Genomic DNA, 11,272 nt, shown 5'->3' with positions numbered 1-11,272 from the left:
TCCGATGGATTAAAGGGCGATCATGCGGAACGGCGATTATCGGCCAAGGCTCGACCCCACCGATCTGGCGATCATTGAGATCATGCAGGAGGATGGCCGCATCGGCATCTCCGAGCTTGGCCGCCGCGTCGGACTGTCCCAGCCCGCCACCTCGGAACGGGTGAAGCGGCTGGAGGAGCGCGGGGTCATCACCGGTTACAAGGCGGTGATCAATTCGGCAGCGCTCGGGCTCGGCACCATGGCGGTCATCCGCCTGCGCACCACGCATGAGCATATCCAGGCCTGCCTGAAGAAGTTCGCCCAATTGCCGGAGGTGGTCGAGGTGCTGCGGGTGACCGGCGAGGATTGTTTTCTGGTCAAGGTCGTGGTCCCGTCACCGCCCGATCTTGAAAGCATCGTCGACAGCATCGGCCGGTACGGCACGGTGACGACAAATGTGGTTCTGCGCGCCGAGCAACCGAAGCGGCTGGGACGCGAATTGATGACCAGGGCCTGACCGGTCTAACGCTTGGTCTGCGTATGCCCGACGGCATTGGCGAACGAGATGCCGCCCTTGATCTCGCGCATCGCCATCGAGGTGATCGTGCGCCGCACGCCGGGCAGCCGGCTGAGCTCCTCGCGCAGCATCCTGTCGAGCGCCATCATGTCGACGGTGACGATCTGCAGGAGATAGTCGGCCTCCCCAGTCGTGGCGTGGCAGCGGCGGATCAGCGGATGCTTCTGCACTGCCGCCTCGAAGGCGTCCGACAGTTCGAAATCGATCGACACCTGGATAAAGGCTTCGATGCCGAAGCCGAGCTTGGCCGGGTCGATCCGGGTCGAGTAGCCGCGGATGACGCCGGCATCCTCAAGCGCCTTGACCCGCTTCCAGCACGGCGTCTTGCTCAAGCCGACCTCATCGGCGAGCGCGGCAAAGGAGATGCGGGCCTCGCGTTCGAGCGCCGCGACGATCTTCCGGTCGACCGCATCCAGCATCATTCGTTCTTCCAATCTGCTTCAGCGATAATTTTCGTCCTTCGTTTCCCGCCAATCGAATAACAGAAAGGGACAATGTTCGGCAAGAAAGCGATTAGACTCGAGGGACCGGGATCCAACAAGCGCCTGCGGCCCAACGGCCGGGGCAGGGAGCATGGCCATGGACAAGCAGGATTATTATGCCCGCATCGAAACGCCTGAGATGCGCGACTATGGCGTCTACCTCAAATGCGACAGGCTGCTTGCCTGCCAGAAGCCGCTGGCCGAGATGGTCAATGCCGACGAGCTGCAGTTCCAGATCGTTCATCAGGTCGAGGAGCTGTGGATGAAGCTCATCGCCTATACGCTGGTCGATGTCGTTGATTTCCTGGAAAAGCAGGACACGCATCGCATCGTCACGCTGATGGGGCGCGTGCATCGGCTGATCCGGCTGATGACGGCGCAGCTCGACCTGCTCGAAACCATGTCGCCCAAGGAGTACCAGCAGATCCGGCTGCAGCTCGGCAATGGCAGCGGTCAGGAATCGCCGGGTTTCAAGCAGCTGCTGCGTCTGCCGCCCGATCTGTGGCGGGCCTTCAAGGCGTCGTACCTCGACGACCGCGGCCTTTCGGTCGAGGATGTCTACGATACCGGCTACGATCACGGCGACAGCTATGTCGTTGCCGAAGCGCTGATCGAGTTCGACGAGCTGTTCCAGAAATTCCGTGCCAACCACCTCTATCTCATCCACCGCACGATCGGCCTCGGCGCGAAATCGCTGAAGGGCCGGCCGGTCGAATTGCTGGAAGCCGGCGCCCGCCACCGCTTCTTCCCGGAACTCTGGGACATACGCTGGGCGATGACCGACCGCTGGGGCAGCCAGTATGGAACGGTACGCGAGCCGATCAGCAAGCCGGGGGTCAAGGTGGGGTAGTACAACCTTCCTTCTCCCCTTGTGGGAGAAGGTGGATCGGCGCGCAGCGCCGAGACGGATGAGGGGTGTTGGACGGAGTGCCGCCGGCGCCAAGCTGGAGCACCCCTCATCCGTCGCCTTCGGCGACACCTTCTCCCACAAGGGGAGAAGGGAAGGCGCCACTTTGGTGCCGGCGCTTGTATCTCTCAGGTTTTTCGGGGGATGATGTCGGGCTTGCGGCTGGTGGTGCGTCCTTGGGGCACAACCATCGCAACTCTGGGAGGACATCATGACCTTGGAAACCGCTCAATCATCCGTTCAGTCGCCGTGGCAGACCGCGGCAATCCTTATCGCCCGCCTGATCTTTGCCGCCGTCTTCCTGATGGCCGTGATCTTCAAATTCGTCGATATCGGCGCCACCGCCGGCTATATCGCGGCGGCCGGGTTTCCATTCCCGCTGTTCCTGGCCTGGTGCGCAGCCCTGCTCGAGGTCGTCCTCGTTCTATGCTTCTTGACCGGCGCCTTCTTCTCATGGGCAGCACTCGTCGCCGGCGCCTATGTGCTGTTCCTCGGCTTTGCCTTCCACGGGCCGTCGCACTGGGCCGGCAACCAGGCGGAGTTCGGCTTCTTCGTCGATCACTTCACCTTCCTGGCCGGGCTGCTGTTTGCCGCCGTGCACGGGCCGGGCCGCGTCCTGGCGCTGAGGCTTGGCAGGGGGTGATGCCAAAGCTTGCTGCGGCGGTCATCCTCGGTCGCCGCGTCACATCTGGTCGTTGTAAGGTTCCTTGATCTGACCGACCATGCGCGCCAGTTTCGAGAAGGACGGCATGTCCGTCTCCGGCTGACATTGATTGGCCAACTCCAGCAACCGGATCGGGAAGTTGACGGCATCGCGGCTCGACGCCGACATGCCTTCGGACCTTTCCTCGTTGGTCTCGCTGGCTTCGGCCTTGCGCAAGGCGATGTCTATCTCCTCGACGGAGACCACGCCCTTGCGGACCAGGACCTGATTGATCGATGCGATGGCCATCAGCAGGCCTTCGAGTTGCAGATTGGCGACGTTCATGGCTTTTGCTCCCATTGGCTGGGGTTCAAACGCGCGAATGCCTGTTCTGATCCGCGGCTGCGGCTGCTCGTCGGCCGGTGAGATGCCTCGGCAAATGGAGGAAGCGCCAATTGCCGATGCTGCGTTCGCGCCCACAAAGTGGCTGGCGGGCAACGCGAGGCGCCGAAGAGAAATTCGGTTTTTTGTCGGCGCGCCACATTTTGTTCTTGCTTTGTGCCGGCAGCTATGCTACTAATTTGGGTATGGTGCTAATTGGCTCCAACGACCCGCCCGCCGAGGCGGGTTTTTGTTTTCAGGCCGGTTTGGAGACGATCACGGCGAGCGAGGCGAGCTTTCCGTCACTCAGGCTTCGGATATAGTTGCGGCGGCGCTGCAGGAATTCCGCGCCCATGACGACTTCATTTGCCTGCTGCTGCGCCGGCGAGGGCACGATGCCGGAATTGGCCCTCTTCAGCGCCAGCTCAACATGTTCGCCGGTTTCGTCGACGATTTCGTCGATGCGAAATCCGGCATCGACAAACAGGGTTTTCAATTTTTCCCGATCGGCGAGGTGGCTGGTCGCCGCAGAAACCGCCCAGGGCATGGGATAGTAGGGCTCGCCGCCGGCGAGCACGGCTTCGGTCCAGATCAGCCTGCCTCGCGGTTTCAGCACGCGCCAGGCCTCGTCGATGACCGCGGCTTTGTTCTCGATGTTCATGCCCACATAGAAGCAGATCGCCGCATCGAAGGTGCTGTCGCCAAAAGGCAGTTTCGTTGCGTCGGCCTGATGGAAGCGAACTTTGTCTGCCAGTCCGCTGAGTGCGGTCAGTCGGCTCGACGCGGCGACAAAGGCTGGTGTCAGGTCGATGCCGTCGACCTCGCAGCCATAGGCCGAGGCCAGAAACCTTGCCGGCCCGCCAATGCCGCTGCCGATATCCAGGATTCGATCTGTCGGCGAAGGAGCAAGACGGGCCGCATGCTCCTGCGTGGCGGTCAGTTCGCGGCCATGGAACTGATCGAACGGATAGAGTTGCGCGGCCGCGAGTTTGCCGGCCGGGTCGGCGTCCGGGATCGCGGCCAATATGCGATCGACGATGCCGTCGCTGCCCTCGCTGCCGTAGTGACTGGTGACATTGCCCATGACGCGTTCCCCTCAAGCGCAACCACCATCCCATCAACGCAAGTCTCACGCAATGCCCCGCCTTTTTCGCCCCTCTTTCCATCCGTTCACCGACGGGGATGCGAGGTCGGCAGCGCATTTTTCTGCCACCGCGCCACATTTTGTTCTTGCTTTGTGCCGGCAGCTATGCTACTAATTTGGGTATAGTGCCAATTGGCTCCAACGACCCGCCCGTCGAGGCGGGTTTTTCATTTCGGGCTCCTGTTCGACCGAATGTTGCGTGTGCTGCCGAGGTATGTCGGCGCGAATGAACGCGACCGACTATCCCGGTCCGCAATCACCTATCGTCCATAGATTTCCCAACGCGCCCGTGCGCCCATTTCAGAGAACACCCCATGTCCAACCGTTACGCCACCATCATCACCGACGATGACGGCCGCGAGGTCGTTAGCGCCATTGGCGAGTTTGCCGGCGCCGCACCCTACGCACGCCATGGCCGCTTCGAGCAGGTCGCCGCCGGCGTGCGGATCGGCATGGTGCGCGGCGGTACCGTCGATGCGGTCGGCGGCTTCGGCTTCCCGTCGGAAGCACTCGACGGCAACGCGGTGGCAATTCTCAGGGCAAGGCTGAACGCCTTGCCTGACGCCGGTGCGATGAAGCCCGGCACGACGACTGATGCGAAACCCGCAAGCCAGCCGCGGAAGCCGAAGTCGGCACTCGCCGGCAAGAAGGCCAGGCCGCGCAAGCGCATCGTGCGGCCAGGCAACAAGAAGCCGATGTCCGCCGGGACGGCGGAGTAGGGCATGGCCAAGGCTCCTTCCGCCGGCGATCCCCAGCCGCACGATCAAGCACCCGGCAAGCCCGGCCGAACCAGGCGGCCGAAGAAGACGCTGGCCGACGGCTTTCTCGAAGCGATCCGCGCCGATTTTCGCGCCCATGGCGCCGGCGTCATCGCCGAGGTGCGCGCCGAAAAGCCCGACCAGTACCTGAAGCTCGTGCTGTCGGTGCTGCCCAAGGATATTAGTGTCAACATCAACAATCTGGATGCATTGAGCGATGACGAAATCAGGCAGCGCATCCGCGGCCTCGAAGCCGTCCTCAGGCCGTTCCTCGAGAAGCCGGGCTTCGCAAAAGGCCTCGCACAGCCGGGCGGCAAGGACGGAATATCTCAGCCTGCTGGCGGAGCTGGACCGCAGGCGCCGCACTAACCAGCTTGCCGCCTATCGGCCTTATCCCCGACAGGCCGAGTTCCACGCCGCCGGCGCGACCAATCGCGAGCGCCTGTTCATGGCCGGCAACCAGCTCGGCAAGACCAGGGCCGGCGGCGCCGAATGGGCGATGCACCTCACCGGCCGCTATCCAGATTGGTGGCAAGGCAAGGTTTTCGATTGTCCGGTTCGGATGTGGGCGGCCGGCGTCACCGGCGAAAGCACGCGCGACAACCCGCAGCGCATCCTGATCGGCCCGCCGCAGCAGCAGGCGGCCTGGGGCACCGGCATGATCCCGGCCGACGCCCTCGTCAGCACGATGGCGGGACGGGCGCCGGGCGCGCTCGACAGCGTCGTGGTGCGCTGGGGCGGCGGCGGCGATGTCCAGGCCGGTGAATCGGTGTTGTCGTTCAAGAGCTACGAGAAGGGCCGCGAGAAATGGCAGGGCGAAACGCTGCACGGCGTCTGGTTCGACGAGGAGCCGCCGCTCGACATCTATTCCGAAGGGCTGACCCGTACCAACGCCACCGGCGGCATCACCATCGTCACTTTCACGCCGCTGCTCGGCATGAGCGATGTGGTGCTGTTGTTCTTGTCGGCGGAGGAGGTTGGAGGGATGGGGAGGGGGTGAGGCAAGTTCAGGAAAGAAGCATTCGCTCCTCTCATCCGTTGCGTTCCTTCGCGCCCCCCTCTGTCCTGCCGGACATCTCCCCCACGAGGGGCGAGATTGGCAATTTCACCGGCCGCGCTTTGCAGTCGACGTTGGAGGTTGGCGAAAGCTGGAGTGGCATCCGATCTCCCCCCTCGTGGGGGAGATGTCCGGCAGGACAGAGAGGGGCGCTGTCCCGCCATCGGAAAGTTCCTTGTCAAACAACATCATCCGTCCAGCGCCTGCCACTACGATTCAATGCCGCGAGGGCGCACAATGACCCGTCACGTCACCTTCATGACCATCGACGATGCCGAGCACTATACGCCGCAGCAGCGCGCCGAGATCGTTGCCGCCTATCCGGCGCATGAGCGGGAAGCCAGGGCAAAAGGCATTCCGGTGCTCGGCTCCGGCCGCATCTTTCCGGTGGCCGAGGAGCTGATCGCCTGCGAACCGTTCCCGCTGCCGCGCTATTGGCCGCGGCTGGGTGCCCTCGATTTCGGCTGGGACCATCCCTCGGCGGCTGTCGAGCTCGCCTGGGATACGGAGGCCGATGTCGTCTATGTCACAAAGGCCTGCCGGGCTTCGCAGCAAACTCCGGCCATGCAGGCGGTGACCTTGAAACCGTGGGGCGATTGGCTGCCATGGGCATGGCCGCGCGACGGCCGCCGCGAGACGCTGGAAGGTGCCGGCACCGCACTGGCGAAGCAATATTCCGCACATGGGCTGAACATGCTCGCCGGCCATGCGCAGTTCGCCGACGGTTCGGTATCGGTCGAGGCCGGGCTGATGGACATGCTCGACCGCATGCAGAGCGGCCGCTTCAAGGTGTTTGCGACGCTTTTGCCGTGGTTCGAGGAGTTCCGGCTCTATCACCGCAGGGACGGCCAGGTGGTGAAGCTGCGCGATGATTTGATGGCGGCGACGCGGTATGGCGTGATGATGCTGAGAGAAGCGCAGGTCGACCCGGCGGTGTTCAAGGCGGCGCGGCGGAAGGCCGGGCAAGCCGATCCGCTGGGGGCGTTTCGGTGAGGAAAATCGGGGAGGCAGGCAATGCGCTCCGGCTCCGATTGGAAAACTGTAGTGAACGTCCGTGGACGTGGTGTAGCATCGAATGATCCCGCTCAAGGGACGCATCGGCGTGGCCTCACGGGGGCATTCGCCGATAGGGAGGATCAGATGCAAAACGGAATTTCTCCAGACCACATACTGCAAATTGGCTTTGGGTTCTGGCCAGCCAAGACATTGTTGAGCGCCGTGGAACTGGGACTCTTCTCGCTGCTTGCGGACGGCCCCAAAACGGGCCTCGAACTGCAAGGCGCGATGGGGCTGCATCCGCGCGCAACGTATGATTTTCTCGACACCCTCGTCGCGCTCGGATTGCTGCAGAGGGACGGCGCCGGTGAAACCGGCAAATACGGCAATACGCCATCAACCGCGCTGTTCCTGGTCAAGCGGAGCCCCCAATACATCGGTGGAATCCTTGAGATGGCGAACGCACGACTGTATCGGTTCTGGGGCGATCTCACACCGGCATTGCAAACCGGAAAGCCTCAAAACGAGATCAAGGAGACAGGCAAGTCGATGTTCGGCGAGCTCTATGCGGACCCGGCGCGCCTGGAGCAGTTCATGGACGCGATGAGCGGCATCTCCATGGGCAATTTCACGGCGTTTGCCGAGAAATTCGACTTTTCCAACTATAAGACGCTGGCCGATATAGGCGGCGCAACCGGGCAGCTTTCGGCCATCGTCGCGGCGCGGCATCCGCACATGCAATGCCGGACGTGCGATCTCGCCGATGTGCAGCCGATCGCCGAACGGCGCTTGAGGGAGCGCAATCTCGGCGGCCGGGTCATCGCCGAGGCGATCGACTTCTTCGCGGACGAATTCCCCAAGGCGGACATCATCACGATGGGAATGATCCTTCACGACTGGAATCTCGAGAACAAGAAAATGCTGATCGCCAAGGCCTATCGTGCATTGCCGACCGGCGGCGCGCTGGTCGCCATCGAGAACATCATCGACGATGAACGCAGGCAAAACGGCTTCGGTCTCATGATGTCGCTGAACATGCTGATCGAATTTGGCGAGGCGTTTGACTTCACCAGCGCCCAGTTCACCGAGTGGTGCAAAGAGGCAGGGTTTAGTCGCTGCCAGATTATTCCGTTGGCGGGACCTGCAAGCGCAGCAGTGGCTTACAAGTAGAGGCTCGGCACCCGCGCGCAGTTCGCCGACGGTTCGGTATCGGTCGAGGCCGGGCTGATGGAGATGCTCGACCGCATGCAGAGCGGCCGCTTCAAGTTCGAGGAGTTCCGGCTCTATCACCGCAGGGACGGCCAGGTGGTGAAGCTGCGCGACGAATTGATGGCGGCGACACGCTACAGCGTGATGATGCTGAGGGAGGCGGCAGTCGACCCGGCGGTGTTCAAGGCCGCGCGGCGAAAGGCCGGGCAGGCCGATCCGCTGGGGGCGTTTCGGTGAGGAAGCGCCGAAAAGCTTAGCCGGGCTCCTTAGCCCATTCGCCGCCGCTGCCATGATAGGTCTCTGCGGAGAGCAAGAAAACCTGTGCGCAGGTCGTGCACCGAAAGCGGTAACGAAGCAGATCGTCCCATGGTCCATCCGGGTTGAGATCCGAAAACGGGATGACACTCGACATAGGACCACCCGGTACTTCCTGCAGAATACCGTCGCGTATGGCCTCTTTGGCCATCGTGATCGCCGCCGCGAGACGACCGGTGCTAAAGATCGTACGGGTCTCCTCGATCGGCGCGCAGTTACTACAAGTCATGCGCTTGTTCCCATAGGTACATCCACAAGTCACAGGCCAAGGAAATCCAGACGGCAAAGAGAGTCAATCTAGCTTGGCGCCTCGTTTCCCTAGGGCTCTCCGCTTCGCAGCGTGCCGGAAAGTGACCCAACATGATCCTCCGCATCATTCCCGCCACTTTGCGCGACCTCTCCTACATCGCTGCCAACCTCCGGCTCGAGGACCGGGCCGAGATCGATTGCCAGTTCGACCACTGGTCGCCGGCGCTGCTGGCGCTGACGGCGCTGCAGGGGTTTGCCTATGTCGCCGAGCTCGACGGCAATCCGGAGGCCGGCTTCGGCGCTGCCGAGCAGCGCAGCGGGCTGTGGATCGCCTGGAGCTGGGGCACGCGCCGCATGAGGCGCTGCGTCCCTGGGATTACGGAATTCTTTCATGCCGTGCTCGGGCCTGAAGTTGCCGCGCGCGGCGCCTGGCGTGTCGAGGCCCGCGCCTTGGCGGCCAATCAACTAGCGCTGCGCTGGCTTGCCCGGCTGGGCGCGACGCAACGCTGCCGCCTGCCGGGCTATGGCCGGAACGGCGAGGATTTTCTGCTCTACGACTGGACAAGAGCCTCTCACTTTGGAGAAAACCATGTGCCTTTTTCAAAAGCCGCCGGCGCTGAAGCCGTTGCCACCGACACCGACCATTGCCGACAAGGACGTACAGGCGCGCGAAGCCGCCTTGCGGGCCCAGCTTGCGGCCAATGACGGCACTGCCGGCACGGTGAAGACCGATCTGTCGCCCAGTGAGCTCACCGGCCAGCGCCGCGTGCTGCTGGGGGTGTGACATGGGCGCCATGAGAAGAGTGTTCCGCAACCGCGTGCTCGCTTGGTGGTACTGGCGCCGGCATGCAAGGTTGAAGAAGAGATAGACGGGAGCTTGCCTGCCGGGATCGCGTAAGCCGCGATCCTTCGCGCCCCCCTCTGTCCTGCCGGACATCTCCCCCTCAAGTGGGGAGATTGGCAGCTTGGAGGACAGCGCCTTTTCTGCATCCCTCGAAAATTGGCGAAGACCGTGATGACAGCCAATCTCCCCACTTGAGGGGGAGATGTCCGGCAGGACAGAGGGGGGTGTTCAAGTGCATGCCTCTACAATTGCCCTGCGGTGTTCCGCGTTTTCCGTAACAGCCGAGCGCAAATCGTGTTCCTTCCGCACGGTTGACATTCCTCCCTCAGCCGCCATGCTGCATTGCAACATGGCTACCGAGGAGTTCGGCATGACAGAAGCCCGGTCATCGCGCATCGAGTGCCTGGACGGGCTTCGGGCGCTTGCCGCGATCTGGGTGCTCATCGGACACTGCTTGTTGTTGACCGGCTGGCAGATTCCTATTCTTGGCGAACCGGACCTCGGCGTCGATCTGTTCATCATGCTGTCCGGCTTCCTGATGGTGTTCCACTACCAGCTGCGCCAGGACAAGGAGCCCTGGCAAAGGCCGGAAACCTGGCTGAAATTCTGGACCCGCCGCTATTTCAGGATAGCGCCGCTGTTCTACGTCATGCTGTTCGTTGCCCTGGCGCTTGGCCCCTATCTCTACGGGTCGAGAATGATCATCGACGAGTTCCTGCTGCGGTCGCCGCAGGCGCCCGAGCGTTATCTCGACAGCGGCCTGAAGAATATCGGCGCCCATCTGCTGTTCCTGTTCGGCCTGGTGCCGAATTTCGCCTATCGCACGCCGCTGCCCGATTGGAGCCTGGGCTTGGAGATGCAGTTCTATGCGCTGTTCCCGGCCATTATGCTGCTGGTGCGCAGGCTTGACTGGCTATGGGCGGCCATGCTGGTCGCGGCGATCGGCAGCGCGATCGTGTTCTTGATGGGACAATTGTCGGTCCACTTTCCGATGCCGTCGTTCCTGCCGTTGAAGATGCAGATTTTCCTGTGCGGGATGCTGCTGGCGGGCGTCGTCCATCAAAGGCAGAAGCGGCCTTTCGTGCATCTGGCACTGGCCATGCTGCTGGCGGCGCTGCCCTTCGGCGGCGGCTATGGGCTGAGCAAGCTGTTGATGCGGGAAGCGCTCGTCCTGGGGTTCTTTGCCCTGGTTCTCTACCGGATGCTGCCGGGAACGATGGGCATCGTGGCCAGAAAGATCGCCATGACGCTCGCCAACAGGTTCTTTCATTTGATGGGTGAGCTTTCCTTCAGCATCTATTTGATCCATCTGCTGGTTCTCCAGCCGGTCGCGGCTCTGGTCATCACCCAGTTCGGCCACGAATTGTCGGCGCCGCTGCGCTTTGCGATCGTCACCGTCGTCGTCTTGCCGGTGGTGTGCCTGCTGTCCTGGATCACCTACACGCTGATCGAAGTACCCGGCCAGAAGATGGGCCGTTTCGTGGTGCAGCGCTTTGGGCGCAAGGCTGCGCTGGAGACGACGCCGGCGGAATAAGGCGCTTCCAATCTCCCCCCTTGAGGGGGAGATGTCGCCGAAGGCGACAGAGGGGGTCGCCGATCCACGCGAGACGAGCCCCTCTGTCCTACCGGACATCTCCCCCTCAAGTGCAGGGCTATCGCATATGAGTGATGGCATTGATGAGATAGTCGTCGTTCCAGGCGCATTTCTTGATGCGATGGCTGATGGGAACT

At 62.6% G+C, this 11,272-nt stretch carries 12 protein-coding genes and 2 pseudogenes; 11 read left to right on the top strand and 3 right to left on the bottom strand.

Features of this window, described 5'->3' with window-relative positions:
• Positions 1-22 precede the first annotated feature (22 nt).
• Positions 23-496 (top strand): Lrp/AsnC family transcriptional regulator, encoded by a 474-nt coding sequence (locus NKH60_RS31180; protein ID WP_352472087.1) that lies wholly within the window; start codon positions 23-25, stop codon positions 494-496.
• Positions 497-501: 5 nt separating this feature from the next.
• On the opposite strand, the gene NKH60_RS31175 is transcribed toward NKH60_RS31180, so the two are convergent.
• Positions 502-978, bottom strand: coding sequence for an Lrp/AsnC family transcriptional regulator (locus NKH60_RS31175; protein ID WP_502897310.1), 477 nt, complete (start codon positions 976-978; stop codon positions 502-504).
• 157 nt (positions 979-1,135) lie between these two features.
• Between NKH60_RS31175 and NKH60_RS31170 the strand changes: the two genes are divergently transcribed.
• Together NKH60_RS31170 and NKH60_RS31165 are read left to right on the top strand one after the other, a co-directional pair.
• Positions 1,136-1,888: a tryptophan 2,3-dioxygenase family protein gene (locus NKH60_RS31170; RefSeq protein WP_352836863.1), complete on the top strand. Its 753-nt coding sequence runs from the start codon at positions 1,136-1,138 to the stop codon at positions 1,886-1,888.
• Between the two features lie 268 nt (positions 1,889-2,156).
• Complete coding sequence (locus NKH60_RS31165) at positions 2,157-2,588, top strand: DoxX family protein (RefSeq protein WP_352836861.1); 432 nt, start codon at positions 2,157-2,159, stop codon at positions 2,586-2,588.
• 39 nt (positions 2,589-2,627) lie between these two features.
• On the opposite strand, the gene NKH60_RS31160 is transcribed toward NKH60_RS31165, so the two are convergent.
• Both NKH60_RS31160 and NKH60_RS31155 read right to left on the bottom strand, forming a co-directional pair.
• Positions 2,628-2,933 carry a hypothetical protein gene (locus tag NKH60_RS31160; protein WP_352472199.1) on the bottom strand — a complete coding sequence of 102 codons (306 nt, stop codon included), beginning with the start codon at positions 2,931-2,933 and terminating at the stop codon, positions 2,628-2,630.
• Positions 2,934-3,225: 292 nt separating this feature from the next.
• Positions 3,226-4,053, bottom strand: coding sequence for a class I SAM-dependent methyltransferase (locus tag NKH60_RS31155; protein ID WP_352472084.1), 828 nt, complete (start codon positions 4,051-4,053; stop codon positions 3,226-3,228).
• A gap of 374 nt (positions 4,054-4,427) precedes the next feature.
• Between NKH60_RS31155 and NKH60_RS31150 the strand changes: the two genes are divergently transcribed.
• The 8 genes and pseudogenes from NKH60_RS31150 to NKH60_RS31115 all read left to right on the top strand — a co-directional run bounded on the left by NKH60_RS31150 (position 4,428) and on the right by NKH60_RS31115 (position 11,075).
• On the top strand, positions 4,428-4,832 hold the full coding sequence (locus NKH60_RS31150; RefSeq protein ID WP_352770646.1) for a hypothetical protein: 405 nt from the start codon (positions 4,428-4,430) through the stop codon (positions 4,830-4,832).
• Between the two features lie 3 nt (positions 4,833-4,835).
• Positions 4,836-5,240, top strand: coding sequence for a hypothetical protein (locus NKH60_RS31145; protein WP_352874620.1), 405 nt, complete (start codon positions 4,836-4,838; stop codon positions 5,238-5,240).
• Positions 5,206-5,835: pseudogene (locus tag NKH60_RS31140) on the top strand (terminase large subunit domain-containing protein); the annotation flags it as partial. The gene NKH60_RS31145 and the pseudogene NKH60_RS31140, both read left to right, overlap by 35 nt.
• Positions 5,836-6,165: 330 nt before the next feature.
• On the top strand, positions 6,166-6,921 hold the full coding sequence (locus NKH60_RS31135) for a phage terminase large subunit family protein (RefSeq protein WP_502907799.1): 756 nt from the start codon (positions 6,166-6,168) through the stop codon (positions 6,919-6,921).
• A 21-nt stretch (positions 6,922-6,942) separates the two neighbouring features.
• Positions 6,943-8,094 carry a methyltransferase gene (locus NKH60_RS31130; RefSeq protein WP_352874619.1) on the top strand — a complete coding sequence of 384 codons (1,152 nt, stop codon included), beginning with the start codon at positions 6,943-6,945 and terminating at the stop codon, positions 8,092-8,094.
• Between the two features lie 3 nt (positions 8,095-8,097).
• Positions 8,098-8,370, top strand: a pseudogene (locus NKH60_RS31125) (phage terminase large subunit family protein); the annotation flags it as partial.
• 438 nt (positions 8,371-8,808) lie between these two features.
• Complete coding sequence (locus NKH60_RS31120) at positions 8,809-9,402, top strand: hypothetical protein (protein WP_352836853.1); 594 nt, start codon at positions 8,809-8,811, stop codon at positions 9,400-9,402.
• Between the two features lie 509 nt (positions 9,403-9,911).
• Positions 9,912-11,075, top strand: a complete 1,164-nt coding sequence (locus NKH60_RS31115; protein ID WP_352836850.1) for an acyltransferase family protein — start codon at positions 9,912-9,914, stop codon at positions 11,073-11,075.
• Positions 11,076-11,272: the final 197 nt, after the last annotated feature.

Origin of the sequence: Mesorhizobium sp. M1006 (genome assembly GCF_040318825.1) — a bacterium.
Lineage (GTDB): Bacteria > Pseudomonadota > Alphaproteobacteria > Rhizobiales > Rhizobiaceae > Mesorhizobium.
The sequence above is the reverse complement of the archived record's forward strand: the minus strand, read 5'-3'. Positions and strand labels throughout refer to the sequence as shown.

Bases quoted from the DNA above. Each gene is read 5' to 3' on its own strand.
- NKH60_RS31180 (WP_352472087.1), top strand. From the start codon at position 23: ATGCGGAACGGCGATTATCGGCCAAGGCTCGACCCCACCGATCTGGCG.
- NKH60_RS31170 (WP_352836863.1), top strand. From the start codon at position 1,136: ATGGACAAGCAGGATTATTATGCCCGCATCGAAACGCCTGAGATGCGC.
- NKH60_RS31135 (WP_502907799.1), top strand. From the start codon at position 6,166: ATGACCCGTCACGTCACCTTCATGACCATCGACGATGCCGAGCACTAT.
- NKH60_RS31145 (WP_352874620.1), top strand. From the start codon at position 4,836: ATGGCCAAGGCTCCTTCCGCCGGCGATCCCCAGCCGCACGATCAAGCA.
- NKH60_RS31120 (WP_352836853.1), top strand. From the start codon at position 8,809: ATGATCCTCCGCATCATTCCCGCCACTTTGCGCGACCTCTCCTACATC.
- NKH60_RS31175 (WP_502897310.1), bottom strand. From the start codon at position 978: ATGATGCTGGATGCGGTCGACCGGAAGATCGTCGCGGCGCTCGAACGC.
- NKH60_RS31160 (WP_352472199.1), bottom strand. From the start codon at position 2,933: ATGAACGTCGCCAATCTGCAACTCGAAGGCCTGCTGATGGCCATCGCA.
- NKH60_RS31165 (WP_352836861.1), top strand. From the start codon at position 2,157: ATGACCTTGGAAACCGCTCAATCATCCGTTCAGTCGCCGTGGCAGACC.
- NKH60_RS31115 (WP_352836850.1), top strand. From the start codon at position 9,912: ATGACAGAAGCCCGGTCATCGCGCATCGAGTGCCTGGACGGGCTTCGG.
- NKH60_RS31150 (WP_352770646.1), top strand. From the start codon at position 4,428: ATGTCCAACCGTTACGCCACCATCATCACCGACGATGACGGCCGCGAG.
- NKH60_RS31155 (WP_352472084.1), bottom strand. From the start codon at position 4,053: ATGGGCAATGTCACCAGTCACTACGGCAGCGAGGGCAGCGACGGCATC.
- NKH60_RS31130 (WP_352874619.1), top strand. From the start codon at position 6,943: ATGCGCTCCGGCTCCGATTGGAAAACTGTAGTGAACGTCCGTGGACGT.